Annotated in this window: 23 protein-coding genes, 1 pseudogene and 1 riboswitch; of the genes and pseudogenes, 20 read left to right on the forward strand and 4 right to left on the reverse strand. The window is 71.9% G+C overall.

Annotation, left to right across the window (positions count from 1 at the left end):
• Positions 1 to 125 precede the first annotated feature (125 nt).
• A pseudogene (locus ACWCP0_RS35480) lies at positions 126 to 1,329 on the reverse strand (RNA-guided endonuclease InsQ/TnpB family protein); the annotation flags it as partial.
• Positions 1,330 to 1,863: 534 nt separating this feature from the next.
• Here ACWCP0_RS35480 and dhaK point away from each other — a divergent pair.
• The 9 genes from dhaK (at position 1,864) to ACWCP0_RS35525 (ending at position 9,515) form a co-directional block, all read left to right on the forward strand.
• Positions 1,864 to 2,856 (forward strand): dihydroxyacetone kinase subunit DhaK, encoded by a 993-nt coding sequence (dhaK, locus tag ACWCP0_RS35485; protein ID WP_451082863.1) that lies wholly within the window; start codon positions 1,864 to 1,866, stop codon positions 2,854 to 2,856.
• 2 nt (positions 2,857 to 2,858) lie between these two features.
• A complete protein-coding gene (dhaL, locus tag ACWCP0_RS35490) occupies positions 2,859 to 3,509 on the forward strand; it encodes a dihydroxyacetone kinase subunit DhaL (protein ID WP_451082864.1) in 651 nt (216 codons plus the stop codon).
• A complete protein-coding gene (dhaM, locus tag ACWCP0_RS35495; protein ID WP_451082865.1) occupies positions 3,506 to 3,907 on the forward strand; it encodes a dihydroxyacetone kinase phosphoryl donor subunit DhaM in 402 nt (133 codons plus the stop codon). The genes dhaL and dhaM overlap by 4 nt, the downstream gene beginning before the upstream one ends.
• A 17-nt stretch (positions 3,908 to 3,924) precedes the next feature.
• A riboswitch (cobalamin riboswitch) is annotated at positions 3,925 to 4,178 on the forward strand.
• Positions 4,179 to 4,207: 29 nt separating this feature from the next.
• Positions 4,208 to 4,900, forward strand: coding sequence for an energy-coupling factor ABC transporter permease (locus ACWCP0_RS35500; protein WP_451082866.1), 693 nt, complete (start codon positions 4,208 to 4,210; stop codon positions 4,898 to 4,900).
• Entirely contained in the window at positions 4,897 to 5,253 is a 357-nt protein-coding gene (locus ACWCP0_RS35505) for an energy-coupling factor ABC transporter substrate-binding protein (protein ID WP_451082867.1), read from the forward strand. The genes ACWCP0_RS35500 and ACWCP0_RS35505 overlap by 4 nt, the downstream gene beginning before the upstream one ends.
• A 6-nt stretch (positions 5,254 to 5,259) precedes the next feature.
• Positions 5,260 to 6,009, forward strand: a complete 750-nt coding sequence (cbiQ, locus tag ACWCP0_RS35510) for a cobalt ECF transporter T component CbiQ (RefSeq protein WP_451082868.1) — start codon at positions 5,260 to 5,262, stop codon at positions 6,007 to 6,009.
• Entirely contained in the window at positions 6,006 to 6,842 is an 837-nt protein-coding gene (locus ACWCP0_RS35515; protein WP_451082869.1) for an energy-coupling factor ABC transporter ATP-binding protein, read from the forward strand. Before cbiQ ends, ACWCP0_RS35515 begins: the two co-directional genes overlap by 4 nt.
• Before the next feature lie 94 nt (positions 6,843 to 6,936).
• Positions 6,937 to 8,952 carry an oxidoreductase gene (locus tag ACWCP0_RS35520; protein ID WP_451082870.1) on the forward strand — a complete coding sequence of 672 codons (2,016 nt, stop codon included), beginning with the start codon at positions 6,937 to 6,939 and terminating at the stop codon, positions 8,950 to 8,952.
• Between the two features lie 32 nt (positions 8,953 to 8,984).
• Complete coding sequence (locus ACWCP0_RS35525) at positions 8,985 to 9,515, forward strand: PadR family transcriptional regulator (protein WP_451082871.1); 531 nt, start codon at positions 8,985 to 8,987, stop codon at positions 9,513 to 9,515.
• An 824-nt stretch (positions 9,516 to 10,339) separates the two neighbouring features.
• Here ACWCP0_RS35525 and ACWCP0_RS35530 read toward each other — a convergent pair.
• Positions 10,340 to 12,400, reverse strand: a complete 2,061-nt coding sequence (locus ACWCP0_RS35530) for a heavy metal translocating P-type ATPase (protein WP_451082872.1) — start codon at positions 12,398 to 12,400, stop codon at positions 10,340 to 10,342.
• Positions 12,401 to 12,509: 109 nt separating this feature from the next.
• Between ACWCP0_RS35530 and ACWCP0_RS35535 the strand changes: the two genes are divergently transcribed.
• The 3 genes from ACWCP0_RS35535 to ACWCP0_RS35545 all read left to right on the forward strand — a co-directional run bounded on the left by ACWCP0_RS35535 (position 12,510) and on the right by ACWCP0_RS35545 (position 14,873).
• Entirely contained in the window at positions 12,510 to 12,899 is a 390-nt protein-coding gene (locus ACWCP0_RS35535; RefSeq protein ID WP_451082873.1) for an ArsR/SmtB family transcription factor, read from the forward strand.
• Between the two features lie 15 nt (positions 12,900 to 12,914).
• A complete protein-coding gene (locus ACWCP0_RS35540) occupies positions 12,915 to 14,366 on the forward strand; it encodes an FAD-dependent oxidoreductase (protein ID WP_451082922.1) in 1,452 nt (483 codons plus the stop codon).
• A gap of 120 nt (positions 14,367 to 14,486) precedes the next feature.
• Positions 14,487 to 14,873: a VOC family protein gene (locus tag ACWCP0_RS35545; protein WP_451082874.1), complete on the forward strand. Its 387-nt coding sequence runs from the start codon at positions 14,487 to 14,489 to the stop codon at positions 14,871 to 14,873.
• Between the two features lie 280 nt (positions 14,874 to 15,153).
• Here the strand turns inward: ACWCP0_RS35545 and ACWCP0_RS35550 are convergent, their stop codons facing one another.
• Positions 15,154 to 16,050 (reverse strand): ABC transporter substrate-binding protein, encoded by an 897-nt coding sequence (locus ACWCP0_RS35550; RefSeq protein WP_451082875.1) that lies wholly within the window; start codon positions 16,048 to 16,050, stop codon positions 15,154 to 15,156.
• A gap of 96 nt (positions 16,051 to 16,146) precedes the next feature.
• The gene (locus ACWCP0_RS35555; protein WP_451082876.1) at positions 16,147 to 17,562 is read right to left on the reverse strand and encodes an NADP-dependent succinic semialdehyde dehydrogenase; all 1,416 of its coding nucleotides are present in this window, start codon (positions 17,560 to 17,562) and stop codon (positions 16,147 to 16,149) included.
• A 262-nt stretch (positions 17,563 to 17,824) separates the two neighbouring features.
• On the opposite strand from ACWCP0_RS35555, the gene ACWCP0_RS35560 reads away from it, so the two are divergent.
• From ACWCP0_RS35560 to ACWCP0_RS35595, 8 genes are all read left to right on the forward strand, one after another.
• Positions 17,825 to 18,580 carry a hypothetical protein gene (locus ACWCP0_RS35560; protein ID WP_451082877.1) on the forward strand — a complete coding sequence of 252 codons (756 nt, stop codon included), beginning with the start codon at positions 17,825 to 17,827 and terminating at the stop codon, positions 18,578 to 18,580.
• 70 nt (positions 18,581 to 18,650) lie between these two features.
• Positions 18,651 to 19,136 (forward strand): NUDIX domain-containing protein, encoded by a 486-nt coding sequence (locus tag ACWCP0_RS35565; RefSeq protein ID WP_451082878.1) that lies wholly within the window; start codon positions 18,651 to 18,653, stop codon positions 19,134 to 19,136.
• A 33-nt stretch (positions 19,137 to 19,169) separates the two neighbouring features.
• Positions 19,170 to 19,853, forward strand: coding sequence for a glycoside hydrolase family 75 protein (locus ACWCP0_RS35570; protein ID WP_451082879.1), 684 nt, complete (start codon positions 19,170 to 19,172; stop codon positions 19,851 to 19,853).
• 60 nt (positions 19,854 to 19,913) lie between these two features.
• Entirely contained in the window at positions 19,914 to 20,282 is a 369-nt protein-coding gene (locus tag ACWCP0_RS35575; RefSeq protein ID WP_451082880.1) for a VOC family protein, read from the forward strand.
• Positions 20,283 to 20,296: 14 nt separating this feature from the next.
• Positions 20,297 to 21,343: a PHP domain-containing protein gene (locus ACWCP0_RS35580; protein ID WP_451082881.1), complete on the forward strand. Its 1,047-nt coding sequence runs from the start codon at positions 20,297 to 20,299 to the stop codon at positions 21,341 to 21,343.
• Between the two features lie 111 nt (positions 21,344 to 21,454).
• Positions 21,455 to 21,844, forward strand: a complete 390-nt coding sequence (locus ACWCP0_RS35585) for a hypothetical protein (protein WP_451082882.1) — start codon at positions 21,455 to 21,457, stop codon at positions 21,842 to 21,844.
• Positions 21,845 to 21,937: 93 nt separating this feature from the next.
• The gene (locus ACWCP0_RS35590) at positions 21,938 to 22,285 is read left to right on the forward strand and encodes an ArsR/SmtB family transcription factor (protein WP_451082883.1); all 348 of its coding nucleotides are present in this window, start codon (positions 21,938 to 21,940) and stop codon (positions 22,283 to 22,285) included.
• On the forward strand, positions 22,282 to 22,809 hold the full coding sequence (locus ACWCP0_RS35595; protein WP_451082884.1) for an SRPBCC family protein: 528 nt from the start codon (positions 22,282 to 22,284) through the stop codon (positions 22,807 to 22,809). The genes ACWCP0_RS35590 and ACWCP0_RS35595 overlap by 4 nt, the downstream gene beginning before the upstream one ends.
• Positions 22,810 to 22,904: the final 95 nt, after the last annotated feature.

The following is a 22,904-nucleotide window of genomic DNA, read 5'->3' on the forward strand; positions in this document are numbered from 1 at the left end:
CCTTGCCTCCCCGCGAGATGGAACCGAACCACCGCCAGACTGCCCGAACAAACAAGATCACCAAGGACAGTCACCGAATCCGCCAACAAAGTCCTGAAGGCGCGGGTTTCCTGCGTCGGTGGCTGGGCCCCGACGCAGAGGACCAGCCCGGCCCTGTTGACGACGTTCAACGCGCCGACGTGGTCGGCGTGCGCAAGGAACCCGCATGCGGTGCATGCGAACTTCGCTTGCGTGGTGCGGTTCTCCTTCGCGACGTGCCCGCACTGCGGACAGGTGCGGGAGGTGTTGCGGGCGTCCACTGCGATCACGTGGCGACCGGCGCTTGCAGCCTTGTTCGCCAGGATCGACAGGAAGATGCCCCAACCCGTGTCCAGAATGCTGCGGTTCAAGCCCGCTTTCGCGCTCGCGCCGTTCGGCAGGAACGCGCCCTCTCTCCCGGGGTCGGGCTTGGCCTTGGGGGTGCGGGTCATGCCTGCTGTGTTCAGCCGCTCGTGGGCGATCACGTCGTGATCGCGCACAAGGTCCAGCGCGGCCTTGTGGTGGTGGTCGAGCCGCTGCCGCCGGATCTTGGCATGCAGCTTGGCGACCCTCCGGACCACCGCCCGATGCTTCTTCGTCCGGCGCTTCGTGCGCTTCCGGAAAGCCGAAAGGTGGCGCTGTGTCTGGGCCAGCTTCTCGGCGGCAGCTTGAAGGAATCGCGGGTTGGCGATGTGCTCACCGTTGCTGGTGGTGAGGAAGTGCGTGACACCCATGTCGATGCCGACGATCGACCCTGTGGCCGCGAGCGGCTCGGCGGGCACCTCGTCACAGGCGAGGATCACGTACCAGTGCCTGCCTTCGCGTTTCACCGAGATCGTCTTCACCCGGCCGCGCACGGGCCGGTGCTGGTGCACGGATGTGCCCGACACCTTGGAGGCGTACGCGGGTCTGGGTGTCGTGCGGGGTGGAGTCCCAGCGGCAGCCGTCCCCGTCCTTCGGGAACACCACCGTGTCGAAGTGGCCGATGCCCTTGAACCGGGGGTAACCGGGTGTCTGAGCAGCCTTGATGCGCCGGAAGAACGCGGCGAACGCCTTGTCCAGCCGACGCAAGGTGGCCTGCTGGCTGGAGAACGACCAGCGGCCTTGACGCTCCGGGTCACACGCCCGGATCTCCTTGAGCTGAGCCGACTGGGCCCCGTAGCGGACGGTGGTCCTGGAGGCGTGCCGGAAGACGTCACGCCGCTCCTGAAGTGCGCCGTTGTATAGCGAGCAGTGATCGCGCAGCATCTCCGTCAATGCCTGCACCTGCCGGGCCGTGGGACGGAGCCGGAACTTGTATGCACGCATCATCCAGCCCACCCCCTTCACACGATCAAAGCCGGTACGGCCAACCAACCTACTGGGCACCACTGACAATGGTGCAGATCATGCAGAAAGCCGAGGTCTGAACAGTTGCGAGAAGCGATTCTGCCGCGGGTCATGGCTTCGCGGCCGGGTGCGGCAAGCTCGGCGCCGCGCTGGGGACGTTCCTCTTCCCCGTACTGCTGACGGCCGTCGGAGAGAGCGCGCTGCTGTACGGCATCGCCGCGACCGGTGCGCTGGCCTTCGTGGTCACCCTGGTCTTCCGCATCGAACCGGCCGGCCGCTCGCTCGACGAGCTCTCCGGCCGGGAAGCGGCAGCCGTGGCCCCCCGTGTGACCCCGCCGTAGTGCGCCCGCGTACGGCGGGCCGACGGCGAACCGCCGAATCGAGCCAAGCGGGTCCTGCGCCCCGCTGCCCGATTGCGCCGATACTGGCAGGACCGGGCGTGCACCCCGACGCCGGCCCGTCCGACCTGAGCAGACCGCACAGAGTGATCGTTACCAGTCTCATCAGGAGGTTCCCATGAGGATGCTCATCAATGTGCCCGAGACGGTCGTCGCCGACGGCCTGCGGGGACTGGCCGCCGCGCATCCCGAGCTGACCGTCGACGTCGAGAACCGGGTCGTGCTGAGGGGTGACGCGCCCGTCGCCGGAAAGGTGGCGGTGGTGTCCGGGGGCGGGTCCGGACACGAGCCGTTGCACGGGGGGTTCGTCGGTCCGGGGATGCTGTCCGCGGCATGCCCGGGCGAGGTGTTCACGTCTCCGGTGCCCGACCAGATGGCACGGGCCGCCGCCGCCGTGGACAGCGGGCCCGGAGTCCTGTTCGTCGTCAAGAACTACACCGGCGACGTCCTCAACTTCGACATGGCGGCCGAGCTCGCCGAGGACGAGGGCGTCCAGATCGCCAAGGTGCTGGTGAACGACGACGTGGCGGTGACGGACAGTCTGTACACGGCGGGCCGCCGCGGAACCGGCGCGACGCTGTTCGTGGAGAAGATCGCGGGCGCGGCGGCCGAGGAGGGCGCGCCGCTGGAGCGGGTCGAGTCGATCGCCCGCGACGTGAACGCGCGGTCGCGAAGCCTCGGCGTGGCGCTGAGCGCGGTCACGACACCGGCCAAGGGAAGTCCTACGTTCGACCTCCCGCCGGGCGAACTGGAGTTGGGCATCGGTATCCACGGCGAGCCGGGCCGGGAGCGTCGGCCGATGATGACGTCGCGAGAGATCGCGGATTTCGCGGTGAACGCGGTCCTGGAGGACCTCGCGCCGTCCAGCCCGGTCCTCCTGCTCGTCAACGGCATGGGCGCGACGCCGCTGCTGGAGCTGTACGGCTTCAACGCGGAGGTGCACCGCGTGCTCGGCGAGCGGGGCGTACCCGTGGCCCGTACGCTCGTCGGGAACTACGTCACCTCGCTCGACATGGCCGGCTGCTCGGTGACGCTCTGCGCGATGAACGAGGAGCTGCTGCGGCTGTGGGACGCGCCCGTGCAGACCCCGGCGCTGCGCTGGGGGCGCTGACCATGGCAGAGGGTCAGGGAACACGCGTACTGGACACCGGGTTCTTCCGCCGCTGGATGTCCGCCACCGCCGCCGCCGTGGACCGTGAGGCCGCGCACCTCACCGAGCTGGACTCGGCGATCGGCGACGCCGACCACGGCACCAACATGCAGCGCGGGTTCACCGCCGTCACGGCCGTTCTGGACAAGGAGGCACCCGACACCCCGGGAGCCGTACTCGTCCTGTCGGGACGGCATCTGATCTCGACGGTCGGCGGAGCCTCCGGGCCGCTCTACGGAACCCTGCTGAGGCGTGCGGGCAAGGCGCTCGGCGACGCGACCGAGGTGTCGCAGGAACAGCTCGCCGACGCCCTGCGCACGGGTGTCGCCGCGGTCGCGCAGCTCGGCGGCGCGACCGCGGGTGACAAGACGATGCTGGATGCGCTGGAGCCGGCCGTGGAAGCGCTGGGCGAGTCGTTCGCCGCCGCCCGGGAGGCCGCCGAGCAGGGGGCGCTCGCGACCGTGCCGATGCTGGCGCGCAAGGGCAGGGCCAGCTACCTGGGCGAGCGCAGCATCGGGCACCAGGATCCCGGCGCCACGTCCTCGGCGCTGCTGATCGCCGCCCTCGGCCAAGCGGTGTCGGGGGACGAGGCGGCTGCGGCGGAGGCGTCGTGAGCCTCGTCGGGATCGTCCTCGTCTCGCACAGCGCACAGGTCGCCGCTTCCGTCGCCGAGCTCGCCCGCGAGCTCGCGGGCGGCGACGCGGCGGCCCCGGTCGCGCCCGCCGGCGGCACTCCGGACGGGGGGCTCGGCACCAGCTCTGAGCTCATCACGACGGCCGCCGAGGCCGTGGACCAGGGAGCCGGCGTCGCCGTCCTGGCCGACCTCGGCAGCGCCGTGCTGACGGTGAAGGCGCTGCTCGCCGAGGGCGACGAGCTGCCGCAGGGCACCCGGCTGGTGGATGCGCCGTTCGTCGAGGGCGCGATCGCCGCGGCCGTCACGGCGTCCGCCGGCGGCGACCTCGACACGGTGGAAGCGGCGGCCACGGAGGCGTACGCGTACCGCAAGGTGTGACCGTGCGCATCCGTGCGCGACTTGTGATGTACCTGGTCAAAGCACTAGTGTCGCACCGCCTTGGTGAACGGGAAACCGGTGCGGTACCGGTGCGGCCCTCGCCACTGTGATCGGGAAGTCCGGCTCCATCCGCAAGGAAGCCACTGGACCACCGCGGGAGACCGCGGCGTCCGGGAAGGCGGAGCCTGGGCGGCAGCCTGTGTTATCTGGGGGAGAGACCCCCAGGCCCCCTCCCGTCAGCCAGGAGACCGGCCAAGGCGCGTTGTCCATCCACGAGGTGCTGGAGAGGGTCTCCCAACCATGCATATAGCCGAGGGGTATCTGCCCCCGTTGCACGCGGCCGCCTGGGGCGCCGCGTCCGCCCCGTTCGTCGTTCACGGCGTGCGGGCGCTCACCCGCGAGGTCAAGTCCCATCCCGAGTCGACTCTGCTGCTCGGCGCGTCCGGTGCGTTCACCTTCGTTCTTTCGGCGCTCAAGATTCCCTCGGTGACGGGCAGTTGCTCCCATCCCACCGGCACGGGTCTGGGCGCGATCCTGTTCCGGCCGCCGATCATGGCGGTGCTGGGCACCATCACCCTGCTGTTCCAGGCACTGTTGCTCGCGCACGGCGGGCTCACCACACTCGGCGCCAACGTCTTCTCCATGGCGGTCGTCGGACCGTGGGCCGGATATGCGGTGTACCGGCTGCTGCGGCGGTCCGGACTGCCGCTGATGGTGAGCGTGTTCTTCGGCGCGTTCGTGGCGGACCTGTCCACGTACTGCGTCACCAGCGTGCAGCTGGCGCTGGCGTTCCCCGACCCGAGCAGCGGCTTCCTCGGCGCGCTCGGCAAGTTCGGCGGCATCTTCGCGGTCACCCAGCTCCCGCTGGCGGTCAGCGAGGGGCTGCTCACCGTGCTGGTGATGCGTCTGCTGGTGCAGTCGAGCACGGGTGAGCTGACCCGGCTCGGTGTGCTGCTGCAGGGCGGGAACACGACGGAGGCGGTCGTCCGATGAGCCGTAATGCGAAGATCAACACGCTGCTGCTGGCGATCGTGGCGGCGCTGGCCGTACTTCCGCTCGTCCTGGGTCTCGGGGACGGCGAGGAGGTGCCGTTCACCGGTGCCGATGCGCAGGCGGAGGCGGCGATCACCGAGCTCGAGCCGGATTACGAGCCCTGGTTCAGCCCTCTGTACGAACCGCCGTCGGGCGAGATCGAGTCGGCGCTGTTCTCGCTGCAGGCCGCGATCGGCGCCGGCGTCCTGGCGTACTGCTTCGGGCTGAACAGGGGGCGGCGGCAGGGTGAGGCCCGTGCGGCGGCGCGCGCCTTCGAGGACGTCGGCTCCTCCGCCACGGAGACCAAGGCGTAGGCGCGGATGCTGCCGATCGACGCGGCGGCGCACAGCAGTCGCTGGCGCCGCCGCCATCCGTGCGAGAAGGCGGTGCTCGGGCTCGGGCTGACGGTCTGTGCGATCTCGCTGCCGCCGTGGCCGGGCGCCGTGCTGGTCGCGGCCGCCGCCGTCGCCGTACTGCTCGGCCCGGCCCGAGTGGCGCCGCGGCAGCTGTGGCGGGCGTGGCGCATTCCGCTCGGGTTCTGTGTGACGGGGGCGGTGCCGCTGCTGTTCGCGGTGGGCGGGCCCGCCGGGTTCGTGGCGCTCGCGCCGGACGGGGCGCTGCACGCGGGGCGGCTGCTGCTGCGGACGTCTGCGGCGTCGCTCGGGGTGCTGCTGTTCGCGTTCACCACACCGGTGTCCGACGTACTGCCCCGGCTGGTGCGCGCGGGCGTGCCGGCACCGGTGGTCGATGTGGCGCTGGTCATGTACCGGATCAGCTTTCTGCTCCTCGACTCGGTGCGCCGGATCCGCGACGCGCAGGCGGCCCGGCTCGGCCACACCTCCCGCGCGGCGACGTGGCGTTCCCTCGCGGGCCTCGGGGCGACCGCGTTCGTCCGCGCCTTCGACCGGGCCCAGCGGCTCCAGTCGGGGCTCGCCGGACGCGGCTACGACGGGACGCTTCGGGTCCTGGTGCCGCAGGCGTCGGTGTCCGTGCGTTTCCTGGCCGCGACCGGCGGGCTCCTCGCGGGGATCGTCGCCCTCACCCTCGTACTGGAAAGGTCCGTCCTATGAGCGAGTCTCCCGTGGTGGAGCTGGTCGACGCCGGGTACGCGTACGCCGAGGGACCGCAGGTGCTCGCCGGAGTGGACTTCGCCGTGGCCGCCGGGCGCTCGCTGGCGCTGCTCGGCCGCAACGGCAGCGGCAAGACGACGCTGCTGCGGATGCTGAGCGGCGGGCTGCCGTGCGGGCAGGGGCGGCTGCTGCTGGACGGCGAGCCGGTGTCGTACGACCGCACCGGGCTGACCCGGCTCAGGACGACCGTGCAGCTCGTCGTGCAGGACCCGGACGACCAGCTGTTCGCGGCCTCCGTCGGTCAGGACGTGTCCTTCGGGCCGATGAATCTGGGGCTGCCGGAGGACGAGGTACGGGCGCGGGTCGCCGAGTCGCTGGAGGCGCTGGACATCACGGCGCTCGAGGACCGGCCGACGCATCTCCTCTCGTACGGCCAGCGCAAACGGGCCGCGATCGCGGGTGCGGTGGCGATGCGGCCGCGGGTGCTGATCCTGGACGAGCCCACCGCGGGCCTCGACCCGCACGGCCAGGAGCGGCTTCTGGAGGTGCTGGACCGGCTCCGGAGAGCGGGCACGACCGTGGTGATGGCCACGCACGACGTGGATCTCGCCCTGCGCTGGGCGGACGACGCGGCCGTCCTGTCCCCCGCGGGCCTGCGCACGGGAGCGATCTCCGCGCTCCTCGCCGACCGGGAGCTGCTCGACGTGGCGCGGCTGCGCAGGCCGTGGGCGCTGGCGGCGGCGGAGGTTCTGCGCGCGCACGGCCTGCTGACCGGGGACACTCCGGGGCCGCGCACCCCGGAGGAGCTGGACCGCTGGGCGGTGCCGGCGTAGCGCACATCACCCCCCGCCCGTTGTGCAACTTGTTGCACAACGGGCCCCCCGGCGTCTACAAAGGGGGCGACGACATTGCGCGAGGAGGCGCCGGATGACCCCGTATCCCCACTTGCTGAGCCCGCTCGACCTCGGGTTCACCACACTCCCCAACCGGGTGCTGATGGGCTCGATGCACATCGGCCTGGAGGAGGCGGAGAACGGCTTCGCGCGGATGGCCGCCTTCTACGCCGCCCGCGCGCGCGGCGGGGTCGGCCTGATCGTCACCGGCGGCATCGCCCCCAACGAGGAGGGGCGTCCGTACGACGGCGGCGCCAAGCTCACCACCGAGGAGGAGGCGGCGCAGCACCGCACCATCACCGAGGCGGTGCATACGGCGGGCGGACGGATCGCCATGCAGATCCTGCACTTCGGCCGGTACGCGTACCACCCTCAGCTGGTCGCGCCCAGCGCGCTCCAGGCCCCCATCAGCCCGTTCGTTCCGCGTGCCCTCACCGACGAGGACGTCGAGCGGACGGTCGAGGACTACGTGCGGGCGGCGGAGCTCGCGAAGTCCGCCGGGTACGACGGCGTCGAGATCATGGGCTCCGAGGGCTATCTCATCAACGAGTTCATCGCGAGCGCCACCAACCGCCGGGACGACCGCTGGGGCGGCTCGTACGCCAACCGCACCCGCTTCCCGCGCGAGATCGTCCGCCGCACGCGCGAGCGCGTCGGCGAAAATTTCATCATCATCTACCGCCTCTCGATGCTCGACCTGGTGCCGGGCGGCTCGTCGCTGGAGGAGGTCGTCGCCCTCGCCGAGGAGATCGAGGAGGCCGGCGCGACGATCATCAACACCGGTATCGGCTGGCACGAGGCCCGCATCCCGACGATCGCGACCTCGGTGCCGCGCGGCGCCTACACCTGGGTGACGCAGAAGCTCATGGGCTCGGTGTCGGTGCCGCTCGTCACCAGCAACCGGATCAACACGCCCGAGGTGGCCGAACGGCTGCTCGCCGAGGGACGCGCCGACATGGTGTCGATGGCGCGGCCCTTCCTGGCCGACCCGGACTTCGTGGCGAAGGCGCGCGAGGACCGCGCCGAGACGATCAACACCTGCATCGGCTGCAACCAGGCCTGCCTGGACCACACCTTCAGCGGCAGGATCACCTCCTGCCTGGTCAACCCGCGTGCCTGCCACGAGACCGAGCTGGTCCTCTCCCCCACCCGGCTGCGCAAGCGCCTCGCCGTCGTCGGCGCAGGACCCGCGGGGCTCGCCTTCGCGGTGTCGGCCGCCGAACGCGGGCACGAGGTGACGCTCTTCGACGCCGCGGACGAGATCGGCGGACAGCTCAACATCGCCAAGCGGGTGCCGGGCAAGGAGGAGTTCGAGGAGACGCTCCGCTACTTCCGTACGCAGCTGGAGCTGCGCGGTGTGGAGGTGCGGCTGAAGACGCCGGTCACGCCGGAGCTGGTCACCGGGTACGACGAGATCGTCGTCGCCACCGGGGTCACGCCCCGCACGCCCGCGATCGAGGGTGCCGATCACCCGAGCGTCGTCAGCTACCTCGATGTCCTGCGCGACGGGGCGAAGGTCGGCGAGCGCGTGGCCATCGTCGGCGCGGGCGGGATCGGCTTCGACGTCGCGGAGTTCCTCACCGACGGCGGCGAGGGGGCGAGTCTGGATCCGGAGACGTACTTCCGGCAGTGGGGCGTGGACACGTCCTACGCCACACCGGGCGGGCTGCGGGCCCCCGAGCGGCCGGAGCCCCCGCGCACGGTGCATCTGCTGCAGCGCAAGGCGACCAAGGTCGGCGCGGGACTCGGCAAGACGACCGGCTGGATCCACCGCACCGAACTCAAGCACCGCGGGGTCACGATGGTCGCCGGGGCGACGTACGACCGGATCGACGACGACGGTCTGCACTTCACCGTCGACGGCACACCCGCGACGCTCGCCGTGGACACGGTCGTGCTGTGCGCGGGACAGGAGCCGCGGCGCGATCTGTACGAGGAGCTGAGCGCGGCGGGACTCACCGTGCACCTCATCGGCGGCGCCGACGTCGCGGCGGAGCTGGACGCGAAGCGCGCCATCGACCAGGGCACACGGCTGGCGGCGGCGATCTGATCGCCCCGGTCGCCCGTCCTTAGGATGCGGTCATGTCACTCCCGCACGCGATCCTCACCGCCCTGCTGGAAAAGCCGTCGTCGGGGCTGGAGCTGACCCGTCGCTTCGACCGGTCAATCGGCTACTTCTGGTCGGCCACGCACCAGCAGATCTACCGGGAGCTGGGGAAGCTGGAGGAGGCGGGGCACATCCGCGCCCTGCCCGCCGCGCAGCCCACGCGCGGGCAGAAGAAGGAGTACGAGGTCCTGCCCGCGGGCCGCACGGAGCTCACCGCGTGGGTGGGCAGGACCGAGGATCCCAAGCCGATCCGGGACGCGCTGCTGCTGCGGATGCGGGCGGCGGCCGTGGTCGGGACGGAGGGTCTGGAAGCCGAGCTGCGACGTCACCTCTCCCTGCACGAACTCCAGTTGACCGAGTACCTCGACATCGAGAAGCGGCACTTCCCGCCGGAGCGGGACTCGGTCGAGGACCGGCTCCGGCATGTCGTGCTGCGGGGCGGGATCGATCTCGAGCGGTTCTGGATCGCATGGCTGACGCAGGCGCTGCGGGAACTGGAGGGTTGACGGGGCGCGCCCCGTAGCGCCGGGTGGGCCCGGATGCCCGTCCGAAAACGCCGGACGGGCTTCAAGCCTGCCCCGCACCGCCCGGTCGGCAGGGGTGTCCGTCCTCAGACGCCGAACGGGCTCGGAAGGAGCCCCCGCGCCTGCGCCCAAGCCCGCAGGACCCGTCCTCGAGCCGGAGGGACTCGGACGGAGCCCCACCACCCGCACCCCAGGCCCGCAGGGCGAAGGGGGCTCGGCCTCGAGCCGGACGGACTCCAAACAAGCCCCCGCCCGCGCCCCAAGCCCGCAGGGCGAAGGGGGCTCGGCCTCGTGTACCGAACGGACTCGGACGGAGCCCCACCGCCCGCGCCCCAAGCCCGCCCGGCGTAGAGCGCTCGGCCTCGAGCCGGACGGACTCCGAACAAGCCCCCGCCCGCGCCCCAAGCCCGCAGGGCGAAGGGGGCCCGTCCTCGTGTACCGAACGGACTCGGACGGAGCCCCACCGCCCGCGCCCCAAGCCCGCCCGGCGTAGAGCGCTCGGCCTCGAGCCGGACGGACTCCAAACAAACCCCCGCCCGCGCCCCAAGCCCGCAGGGCGAAGGGGGCTCGGCCGAAGGGCTCGGGAGGAGCCCCGCCAGGGTCCCCACGCCGCAGGGCGTAGCGGGAGATGGAGACGCGGGGTTTCGGGCGCGGAGCCCCCTCTCGCAAGGGACTTGGGGCGGAGCCCCGGTCCGGGGGCTGGGGCGGAGCCCAGTGGGTGCTGGGGCAGCGCCCCGGTTCGGGAAGGGGCGGGGCGGGGAGACGGCCCGCCGCAGGCGCCCCCGCGCCCGATCACCCCCGCACCGCTACGCCGCAACCGCCCGCCGCCACGCCGACTCGCGCAGCAGGCGCAGCCCGTTGAGCCCGACCAGCACGGTCGAGCCCTCGTGCCCCGCGACGCCCAGCGGGAGCGGCAGATGGCCGGCGAGGTCCCAGATCACCAGGGCGCCGATGCACACGCCCGCGATGACAAGGTTCTGCGCCACCAGCGCGCGGGCCCGTCGGGAGAGAGCCACCACCGCGGGGACTGCGGTCAGTTCGTCGCGTACGACGACCGCGTCCGCGGTCTCCAGGGCCAGATCGGAGCCTGCCCGGCCCATCGCCACCGATGCATGGGCGGCGGCCAGCGCGGGCGCGTCATTGATGCCGTCCCCGACGACCAGCACCCGCCGCCCCGCCTGCTCCCAGGCCCGGACCGCGGCAGCCTTGTCCTCGGGCAGCAGTGCGGCCCGTACGTCGTCGATGCCGGTCTCGTCGGCGACCTGGCGGGCGGCGCGCTCGTTGTCGCCCGTCAGCAGGACGGGCGCCGCTCCGGCGAGGCGGCCGAGGGCGGCGACCGCGGCGGGGGCTCCGGCCCGGAGCCGGTCGGCGAGGCCCAGGACGCCGACGGGCACACCGTCGACGACGACGGCGACCGCGGTGTGCCCGTCGCCCTCGCACACGTCAACCGCCTCGCAGCCCTCGCCGAGCAGCACCGCCGGGCTGCCGACCCGGACCTTGCGGCCGGCGACGACGGCGCGCACACCGCGGCCGGGTTCGGAGTCGAACTCCGCTGCGGAGGGGAGCTCCAGGCCCCGTTCCCGTGCCGCGGCCACCACCGCACGGGCCAGCGGATGCTCGCTCGGATGCTCGGCCGCCGCGGCCAGCGCCAGCACCTCGCGCTCGTCGAGACCGCCACCGGGCAGCAGGTGCACACCCGTCACGCGCGGAGCGCCCTCGGTCAGCGTGCCGGTCTTGTCCAGGGCCACCCGGTCCACCTCGCCGAGCCGTTCCATCACCACGGCCGACTTCACGAGGACGCCGTGCCGCCCGGCATTGGAGATCGCGGAGAGCAGCGGCGGCATGGTCGCGAGCACGACGGCGCACGGCGACGCCACGATCATGAAGGTCATGGCCCGCAGCAGCGTCTGCGTCACGTCCGCGCCGAGGGCGAGCGGCACGGCGAAGAGCGCGAGCGTCGCGACGACGACCCCCACCGAGTAGCGCTGCTCGATCTTCTCGATGAACAGCTGCGTGGGGGCCTTGGTCGCGCCTGCCTCCTCCACCATGGCGACGATCCGCGCGATGACCGAGTCGGCGGCGTCCGCGTCGACGCGGATCCGCAGTGCGCCCGTGCCGTTGAGGGTGCCCGCGAAGACCTGATCTCCGGGCGACTTCGCGACCGGGAGCGGTTCGCCGGTGATGGTCGCCTGGTCGACGTCGCTCGCGCCGTGCAGGACCGTGCCGTCGGCGGGCAGCCGCGCCCCGGGCCGCACGAGCACGGTGTCGCCGACCGTCAGCTCGGCAACGTCCACGATCTCCTCGGCGCCCCCGGCGCCCCCGGCGCCCTCAGCGCCCTCGACACCCCCGGCCCGCCCAGCACTCTCGGCACCCCCGGCCCGCTCGGCCTCCTGCGTCGCCGTGCCGGCCCTTCCGTCACGCGAGAGCCGCACGGCCCGGGCCGGCGCGAGGTCGAGCAGCCCGCGCACGGAGTCGGCGGTGCGCCGCGTGGCCAGCGCCTCCAGCGCCCCGGACACGGCGAAGATCACGATGAGCAGTCCGCCGTCCAGGAACTGCCCGATCGCCGCGGCGCCGATCGCGGCCACCACCATGAGCAGGTCCACGTCCAGCGTCCGCTCCCGCAGCGCCCGAAGCCCCGCCAAGCCCGGCTCCCAGCCGCCGGCTGCGTAACAGAGCGCGTACAGCGGCCCCCACGCCCAGGCGGGCGCGCCGCCGAGGTCGAGCGTCAGCGCCGGCAGGAAGGCGGCCGCGGAGAGCGCCGCCCAGCGGACCTCGGGCAGCGCGAACAGCCCGGCGGCGCGGCGCAGCACCGGCGGGGCGGCAGCGGCGGGAGCCGCAGGGCGGGCGTCGAGCACGGGGGAAGCCATCGGGCACACCTCTGCATCACCGAACGTCGGACGGATCACCCTCACCATACCGGAATACATGAAGAGCTCTTCATTCATACGATTGGATCGCCCGGCTACGATGGGCGGCATGGGACACGGAGCCGACGGCCGGATCACCCCCGCGGCCACTCTTGACGCGGACTCCGCCGCCACCATCGCCGCGACACTCCAGGCACTCGCCACACCCTCCCGGCTGATGATCCTCACCCGCCTGCGGCAGGGCCCTTGCGGAGTCACCGAACTCGCCGAAGCCGTCGCGATGGAGCAGTCCGCGGTCTCCCACCAGCTGCGCCTGCTGCGCGCGCTGGGGCTCGTCACCGGCACGCGCCAGGGTCGCCGGATCGAGTACAGCCTCTACGACAACCACGTCGCCCAGCTCCTGGACGAGGCCGTCTACCACATCGAGCACCTGCGGCTCGGCGCCCGTGATCTGCCGGTGCGGGCCGGAGATACTGGTCAGCCTGGATCGACTCGCTGACCACGAGGGGCGGACATCGTGAACCACGCACAAAGGACCGACAGTTGGCGGCGCAAGGGAGCCTCCGGACGCCACGCCGTCGTCATCGGGGGAAGCCTCGCGGGACTGCTCGCGGCCCATGTGCTCGCCGGACACGCCGACAAGGTGACGATCGTCGAGCGCGACCGCTTTCCCCAGGGCCCGCAGCCGCGCTCCGGCGTGCCGCAGGGCCGCCACGCCCATGTGCTGCTGGAGGGGGGTCAGCTGGCCCTGGACTCCCTGTTGCCGGGATTCATGGCCGAGTTGAGGGCCGCGGGCGCGCCCCGGGTGGGGATGCCGTCGGACATGGTGCAGTGGCAACTGGGCCGCTGGTTTCGCCGTACGGACCCGACGACGTACCTCTACACCGGCTCCCGGGCCCAGATCGAGCATCTGGTGCGGCAGCGGGTGCTGGCCAACCCCGTCATCACGACCGTCACGTCGACGGAGGCCGTCGGACTGGCCGGTGATCCCTCACGCGTTCGGGGAGTGCTGCTGCGCGAGCGGGGCGAGGGTGCGAGGCCGTCCCAGGAGCAACCGCGCACCATGGAAGCCGACATGGTCGTGGACGCGTCCGGCCGCGGCTCGCGCGCCGGGCAGTGGCTGAGCGCGATCGGCGCCGAGGCCCCGGAGGAGGAGACCATCGACACCGGTCTCGCCTACGCCTCGCGCATCTACCGCAACAAGGGCGAGCACCTCGGCACCCATGCGCTCGGCTACTACGTCATCCCGAACCCCTCGCAGGTGTACGGCGGCGGAGTGCTGCCCCTGGAGGACGGCACCCATCTCGTGGTCCTGTCAGGGGTGCGCGGTCTGGAACCGCCCACGGACGAGGAGGGGTTCATCGCCTTCGCGGCCCGGCTGCCGCATCCCTTCATCCATGACTGGCTGCTCGAGGCGGAGCCGCTGACACCGCTCTTCGGCCATCGGTCGGCCACGAACCTCCGCCGCCGGTACGACCGTCCGGGCCGCCGTCCCGCGGGTTTCCTCGCGATCGGCGACGCGCTGTGCACGTTCAACCCGGTCTACGGGCAGGGCATGGCCGTCGCCGCGATGAGCGCCGTGGCATTGCGCGACACGCTGGCCGACCCACGCCGTACGCCCACGACACGCCGGGTCCAGCAGGCACTCTTCGATGCGTCGCGCCAGGCGTGGGACATCTCGGCGGGCGCGGACAGAAAGATGCCGGGGGCCGCCGGGAACGCGCTCGCCACCGGCGCCCTGGACCGGCCCGTCGGCTGGTATCTGCGCCGCGTCCAGGAGCGCTACCCCACCGACCCCGTCGTGGGTGCCGCCTTCCGCTCCGTACTGACCCTGGCCTCACCGCTCACCTCGCTGTTCGCCCCGAAGGTGGCGCGGGCCGTACTCCTCCGCCCTGCCGCGAAGGCGCCCGTCGAGCCCCCGATGACACGCGAGCCGGCGAGCGGGCCGACGCTGCGCGAGGGCTGACAGCACTGGCGCGGCCGCGGTCACGGCCGCGGCCGCCCCGGTTGTCGAAGCCCCCGGTGACACGGCTCTGCCGGCCGCCCCAAGGGCGAGTACACGCCGGCGGCTGCCTAGGATCTCCCCATGATCGCTGACCTGCAGTGTGTGGTGCTGGACTGTTCCGATCCCAGGGAACTCGCCGAGTTCTACCACCTGCTGCTTGGCGGGACCGTCAATCGGCAGGACCGCCGGTGGGCGCTCGGCGACGACTGGGCGACGCTGCACACGCCGACCGGACTGGTGATCGCTTTCCAACGGGCAGCGGACCACCGGCCGCCACGATGGCGGGACCCTGCCAGACCCCAGCAGTTCCATCTGGACTTCGGCGTTTCGGACCTGGATCGGGCCCAGGAGCAAGTCCTGGCCCAGGGTGCGACGGTTCTGGACAACGGTCCCGACGGGCGGAGCTGGCGCGTCTTTGCCGACCCGGCTGGGCATCCGTTCTGCCTGGTCCGTCACGCGTCGCACTGATCGGCACCCTTCGGACCGACCCACCGACCCACCGACGTCCGGAGCCGACGGCCGCTTGCACGGCTGAGGGCGGGAAGCGGTGGTTGCCGGAGCGCGGAAAGGAAGAGTCAACTCGGGGTGCCTGTCGCCCTTGTTGTCTGCCTGCTTTCTGGCCGGGAGAAGCTGTGGCGACGGGCCCGGAGCGCCGCCGCTCGACTTTCCCTGGTGGGGGCGATCGAGGGTGCCTGCAGCTGCTCCATGGGGGCGCGATCATGTCAGACGGGCCCGGTCCTGTACGGGCTCAGGGACGCGCATCGCGTGCCGCCTCGACCGCGTCCGCGACCTGGTCGTAGAACCGGGCGTGCGCGCCCGCGCTGCACGGGGCCTCCGGGTTCCACGGCACGATGCGAGTCCCGGAGGCGGCGGACCGCCAGGCCGCTTCGGTGCGCAGGGATTCGAGCGGATAGGCGTTTGCGCGCACGTCCACGAGGAGGACCTGGGGGCCGAGTGCGGCGACGTCGGACCAGTCGGCCGTGAACCAGTTGGTGCTCGGACCGCCCTGCGGGTCGACCAGATCGAGGCCGAAGCCGGCGAGTTCCCGCAGGTCCGGCCAGGAGTACGGCTTCGCGAGATACGCGCTGTCCGCGGATGAGGGCGACAGCGCGAGCAGCACAGGACGCGCATCGGGAGCCCCGGCCGCCGCCAGGTCGCGAAGCCGGGCCTCCGCCCGGGCGAGGGGGCCGGCCATGGCGAGCTCGCCGTCGGCCCCCAGCGCGTGGGCGAGTTCGGCGAAGCGGGCGCGGACGGAGGCGAGCGAGCGGCCCTGGCCCACGTCGAGTACGACCAGGGGCACGCGCTCCTCGAGATGCTTGGCCGCGTCGGGGTCGAGCCCGTAGACCTGCGCCCCGCCGTAGGTGACGGCGACGACGAGATCGGGGTCGCCGCCGAGCAGCGCATCGGCGTCGAGCGCGGTGCCGGAGCCGAGGTACGCGATGTCGTCGAGCGGAAGTCCTCCCGCCTTCACCGGGTCGGGCCCGTCGCCGTCGTGGTTCGACCCGAACAGTCCGGCGGGTAGTACGCCGTGGTCCCAGAGGCTCGCTCCGGCCTGTATGTACGCGACGGCTCTGCGCGGCCGCCGCGGCGCCGTCGCCAAGTGGCCGCGGTCGTCGAGAAACTGCCAGTCCGTCTGCCGCTCCATGATCCGTGTGCTCCTGCCCCTCGCCCACTGGTGGATGCGAGGGGTTTCCTGCCCACGGATCGGAAGTCTCGAACGACGGACCCGCCGCTTCCGGGGTCAGCCGGCCCGGGCGGGCTCTGGTGCCGTGCCCCGCCAGACGGTCGTGGTGTTGCAGAACTCCTTGATGCCGTGGCCGGACAGCTCGCGGCCGTACCCGGAGCGCTTCACGCCGCCGAACGGCATGGCGGGATGCGACGCCGTCATCCCGTTGACGAACACGCCGCCCGCCTCCAGATCCCGTACGAATCGGCTCACTTCGCTCTCGTCGCGGGTCCAGACGTTCGAACTCAGTCCGAAGGGCGAGTCGTTGGCGACCTGCACCGCCTCGTCCAGGTCACCGACCCGGTACACGGTGGCCACGGGACCGAAGGTCTCCTCCTGGTGGATCCGCATCTCGGGGGTGATCCCGGTGAGGACGGTCGGGAGGTAGAACCAGCCGCGCGGCTGCTCCCCCGGCCGGCCGGCGCCGCACAGCGCGTGCGCGCCGAGGCGCAGGGCGTCGTCGACGAGCACTTCGAGGTCGGTACGGCCCTGCTCGCTGGCGAGGGGGCCCACGTCGGTGGACTCGTCCAGGGGATCCCCCACGGTGAGCCCTTCCATACGGGCGGTGAACCGCTCGACGAACATGTCGTACACGTCCTCATGGACGATGAAGCGCTTGGCCGCGATACAGGACTGGCCGTTGTTCTGGACGCGCGCGGTGACCGCGGTCCTGGCGGCCTTGTCGACGTCGGCCGACGGCATCACCACGTACGGATCGCTGCCGCCGAGCTCCAGGACGGTCTTCTTCACCTCGTCGCCGGCGACCGACGCGACCGACCGGCCGGCGGACTCGCTGCCGGTGAGCGTCGCGGCGGCGACCCGCGGGTCGCGCAAGACGCCCTCGACCGCCGCGGAGCCGATCAGCAGAGTCTGGAAGCAGCCGTCGGGGAAGCCGGCCCGATGGAAGAGATCACCCAGGTAGAGGGCGGTCTGCGGGACGTTGGACGCGTGTTTGAGCAGTCCGGTGTTGCCCGCCATGAGCGCGGGGGCGGCGAAGCGCACGACCTGCCAGAGGGGGAAGTTCCACGGCATCACGGCCAGGACGACGCCGAGCGGCCGGTAGCGGACGTGGGCGACGGCGGCGCCCGAGTCCTTCACGTCGGCCTCCGCGACGGGCTCGTCGGCGAGGAGTTCCTCGGCGTGGTCGGCGTACCAGCGCATGGCCTTGACGCACTTGGCCGCCTCGGCCCGCGCGGCCGTGATCGGTTTCCCCATCTCGGTGGTCATGGTCCGCGCAATGTCCTCCTGGTCCTTCTCCAGGAGCCCTGCGGCCTTCTTGAGCAGCAGCGCACGCTCGCCGAATCCGGTGGTGCGGTACTGCAGAAACGCCTCGTGGGCGGCGGCGAGGCGGCTCTCGATCGCCTCGGGCCCGAGTGCTTCGAAGGTCTTGAGCGTCTCGCCGGTCGCGGGATTCACCGTGGCGATGGGCATGGCTGTGTCCTCCTTGGACTCGCATCTACGACCCTGCCGCGCCCCGGGCTGTGACGCAACGCGGCTGCGGCGGCCGCGGTGGTTCCCGTCGAAGCCCTGGGGGATTCCGCCGACGCCCGCGCACCCCGGGACGGTGGCCGGGGGCGGTGGCCTGGTGAGGACGGACGGGTGCGACGGGGGGCGCGGCCCCCCGGATGGGCGCGGCGCAGCCCGCCGACGTACGCTCGTCAGGTACGGATCACACGCCAGGGAGGCGAGCGGCGTGACCGGACATCGTCCCACCGCACGGACGTCTGTACAGGCGCTCGTGGCGGTCGTGGTCGCGGTGGCACTCGCGGGCGCCGCACCTGCCCACGCGGACGACGACATCGAATCCCTCAGCGCCCAGCAGATCTCCGACCGGGCGAAAGAGGCCATGCTGAGCGCCACGTCGGTGCACATCAGCACGGAGGGCGATCTGCGCCCCGCGGGCTCCACCAGCGAACTCGATCTCACGATGGACCGCGACGGGAACTGCGCGGGCACGGTCAGCACCGGCGCAAAGGGCTCCGTCGAGATCATCAAGCGCGGTGACACGGTGTGGATGAAGCCGGACGAGCTCTTCTGGAAGAGTCAGGTGCCCGGGGCCGGTGAGCAGGCCGCGGAGCTCTTCAAGGACCGCTACCTGCGCGGAAGCACGAAGGACAGCATGCTCAAGAGCATGGCCGACGTGTGCGACCTCGACCGTCTGCTGGACTCGATCGCCGACTCCCCCGACATGAAGGTCCCGCTCACGAAGGGCGGGACGACGAAGATCGACGGCGTCGACGTCGTCACGGTCACCGGGAAGCGGCAGGGGCGGACGACGACGATGTACGTCGCCACCGAGGGCACGCCCTATCCGGTGCGGCTGGAGACGACAGCGGGATCGGCGAAGGCCAGCATCACCCTTTCCGCGTACGACGAGCCGGTTCCCTCCGCCACTCCCCCGGCGGACAAGTCCGTCGACATTTCCCGGGTGTCCGAGCAGGAGAACTGAGCCGTTCCTGCCGATCGGAGCCGCTCGGCAGCGATGGCGGCGGCGGAAGGCCGGCAGCAGACTCGACGGCATGTCGGGCAAGCAGAGCGCTGGTCTTCTCCTCTTCCGGGTCGAAGGACCTGACGTCGAGGTGCTGATCGGGCACATGGGCGGTCCTTTCTGGGCGGCCCGCGACGCCGGCGCGTGGTCGATCCCCAAGGGCGAGTACGGCTCCGACGAGGAGCCGGAGGCCGCCGCGCTCCGCGAGTTCGAGGAGGAACTCGGACTGCCCGTGCCCGACGGGGACCGCGTGGCGCTCGGCGAGAGCCGCCAGCCCGGCGGCAAGGTCGTCACCGTCTGGGCGGTCGAGGGCGACCTCGACCCCGACCAGGTGGTTCCCGGCACTTTCACCATGGAATGGCCGCCGCGGTCCGGCGTGCTGAGCAAGTTCCCCGAGGTCGACCGGGTCGGCTGGTTCTCCCTGGAGCGTGCGGCCGAGCTGCTCGTCCCGGGACAGCGGATCTTTCTGGACCGCCTCGGTCACCACATACGCGACCACATGCGCGACGGCCGCTGACAGCCGCCGCGCCCGAAGCGAAGGACATACCCCGTGCCCCATCGTTCCAAGGCGGTCGCCGCCACCAGTGCGGCGCTGCTCGCCGCCACCGTTCTCCCCGCCTCCGCCTCCACCTCCACCCGCGCGTACTACGAGGGTTCGGTGAGCGCGGCAGAGCTACTGGCCCAGGTCAGCGAATGTGACCGAATATCTGACGGCCGGTACCGAATAGACGAGGGCGAGCCCGCCGACATCCCGGTTTGCGGCACGAGCGATGCCGTGTTCTGGAAGGCGGACATGGACATCGACTGCGACGGATGGCCCACGGAGGAGTGCAACAGCGACACGGACCCCTACTTCCAGGACGCGACGGCGGTCCTGGACTCCGAGGGTGATCCGCTCAGCTCCGAGTTCATCCCGTTCGTCGTGGTCCCGGCACCCAGCTCGCGCTGGGACTACAGCGACTCCGGCATACGCGCCGGCAGCGTCGCGGCCGTCATCTATCGCGGCAGGGTGGTGTACGCGGTCGTCGGGGACGTCGGACCGAGCAAGATCATCGGCGAGGCCTCGTGGGCCACGGCCGACGCGCTGGGCATCGATCCCGATCCGCAGACCGGCGGCGTCAATTCCGGTGTCACGTACATCGTGTTCCGCGACTCGCGGGTCTCACCGGTCGAGTCCCACAGTGCCGCAGTCACCCTGGGCAACCGACTGGCGCGCGAGTTCGTCGGTCGCTGATGACCGGCCCCCGGAGGACCATGGGAGCACGGTGCCGCAGCGACGACGGAGGGACGGACCATGCTGGGTGACAGCAGGGCATTCAGCGGCTTCTCGGTCGACGACCTCGAGAAGGCGAAGCAGTTCTACGGCGGCACACTCGGTCTGCGCGTCTCCGAGGAGAACGGACTTCTGACGCTGCACCTCGCCGGGGACACGAACGTGCTGGTGTACCCGAAGGACGGTCACACGCCCGCCACGTTCACCCTGCTCAACTTCCCGGTGGCCGACATCGACCGGGCCGTCGGCGAACTCGTCGCGCGCGGCGTGACGTTCGAGCGCTACGAGGGCTTCGAGCAGGACGAGAAGGGCATCCACCGCGGCCGGGGCCCGGAGATCGCCTGGTTCAAGGACCCGGCGGGCAACATCCTGTCGGTGCTCGGGACGTAGCAGACCGAACCGCCATGGACCCTGTGGAGGCACTGGACCGGATCGCGTTCCTGCTGGAGCGCTCCGGGGCTCCCACCTACCGGGTACGGGCCTTCCGTACCGCGTCGGCAGCCGTCACGGCACTCGGCGAGGACATGGTCCGTGAGCGTGCCGCGACCGGATCGCTGGAGGCGGTGCGAGGCCTCGGACCGAAGACCGCGCAGGTGGTGCGGGAGGCTCTGGCCGGTGAGGTGCCCGCGTATCTGCGGCGGCTGGAGGAGGGGTCGGGCGCGCAGCCCGTCCACGGCGCTGCCGGGACGCGGTTGCGCGCCGCGCTGCGCGGCGACTGCCATCTGCACTCGGACTGGTCGGACGGGGGCAGTCCTATCGAGGCGATGGGCAGGGCCGCGGCAGCGCTCGGCCACGAGTGGGCCGTGCTCACCGACCACTCACCGCGGCTGAAGGTCGCGCGCGGGCTGACGGCGGACCGGCTGCGGGAGCAGCTGGACGTCGTGGCCGAACTGAACCGCACCTGGGCGCCGTTCCGGCTGCTGACCGGGATCGAGTGCGACATCCTGCCCGACGGCTCGCTGGACCAGGAGCCGGAACTCCTGGACCGGCTGGATGTGGTGGTGGCGTCCGTGCACTCCACACTCCGCATGGAGGCACGGCCGATGACGCGGCGCATGATCGCCGCTGTCGGGAATCCGCTGGTGGACGTGCTGGGGCACTGCACCGGGCGGCTGCTGACAGGACGTGACGGCGGTCGGGGCCGGCCGGAGTCGGAGTTCGACGCGGAGGAGGTCTTCGCCGCGTGTGCGGAGCACGGGACGGCGGTGGAGATCAACAGCCGGCCGGAGCGGCTGGATCCGCCGCGGCGGCTGCTGCGACGGGCGGTCGACGCGGGAACGCTCTTCGCGATCGACACGGACGCCCATGCTCCGGGCCAGCTGGACTGGCAGATCAACGGCTGCGCACGGGCGGAGGAGTGCGGGGTGCCCGAGGCGCGGGTGATCAACACATGGTCCGCGGAGGAGCTGCTGTGCTGGACGCGCACCCGCGAGGTGCCGGCGCAGGGCTGAGCAGCCGTCCCGAGCCGCCGCCACCCGGACGAGGCTCTGCTCGTGCTGTGCGGGGCGCGAGGTGGGACCTTGGAGAGTGAGGCCCCAGGGCATGAGAGGACAGGGATCAGCGTGACCGCGACGGACAAGCACGGCGAGGAAGTATCGGTGCAGCTCAGCGGCGCACCTGAGGACGCGGACGCCGTCTTCGGCGCGCTGCTCACGGCGTACCCCTGCGATCGGGACGCCGAGGAGCACCCGCACCGGCTGGGCCGGGGCGGCCACCCCACGATCTGGATGGCCACCTATGACGTGTCGCCCGTCGACACGGCAGGACCGGTGGCCCCCACGGCGCTCGGCGAGCCCGTGGCGGCTGAGCTGTCCGGCTCGTATCCGGCGGTGGACCGGCTGGCCAAGGCGCTCACCTCGGGCTTCGCGGTCGAGGTGGAGCACGAGGTGTCGGGCGACGGGGAGAAGCAGCTGCGACTGCGTCTCGACTCGCCTGCGGCCAAGGGCGCCTGACCTGGGCGTGCGCCGCCGTGAGGAGGAGACGGCGGGCGAGCGCCTCTCCTACATGCCTTGACAGGCATATAACCGGTGACGCATATTCGAGCCATGACGGACGCCATCTGGGCGGCCCTGGTGGATCCCCACCGGCGGGCCGTGCTCGATCTGCTGCGCGACCGCGACCGGGCGGTCGGCGAGCTGGTCGAGGTGCTCGGGCAGTCCCAGCCCAATGTGTCGAAGCATCTGAAGGTGCTGCGGGAGGCCGGGCTCGTCCGGGTGACCAAGCAGGCGCAGCAGCGCATCTACGCGATCGAGCCCGGCCCGATCGCGGAGCTGGACGCCTGGCTCGCGCCCTACCGGCGTCTGTGGAACGAACGACTCGACGCACTCGACCGCTACCTCGACGAGGTCGGCCAGGTCGACGGCGGCGGCGAACGCACAGAGGAGCCATCATGAACCGCGGGACCTTCATCACCTTCGACGGCCGTCCGGCCGTCCAGTTCCAGCGCTCGTACGCGCACCCCGTCGAGCGGGTCTGGGCCGCTGTCTCCGAGCCGGAGGGCCTCGCCCACTGGTTCCCGTCGACGGTGCGGCTGGAGCCGCAGGCCGGAGGGAAGATCGAGTTCTCCGACGATCCCCACATGTACGAGACGACGGGGACCGTGCTCGTCTTCGAGCCGCCGCACCGGCTCGCCTTCACCTGGGAGGGCGACGAGATCCACCTGGAGGTGGCGCCGGAGGGCGACTCGGGGTGCCGGCTGACGCTGACCAACGTCCTGGGCGCCGAGAACACCGCGGCCCGCAACGCCGCGGGCTGGAGCGTCTGCCTCAGCGAGCTCGACAAGCACCTCGCCGGGACCGGGGCCGGCGGCCCCCACAGCGAGTCGGCCGAGCCGTGGCAGCCGTACTACGACGCATACGTCGCGGCGGGCATGCCGTCGGGGGCCGAGATCCCGGGCGCGCCGCAGCAGGACGCGTGAGGAGGCCCAGCTCAGCCGTCTGGGGGTGACATGACACCCTCGGACCCGCTGCCGCCCGGGCGCCGAACGCGTGGGCGCTCCCCCCGCGCCCGCCC

The organism is Streptomyces sp. NPDC001970 (genome assembly GCF_053594115.1).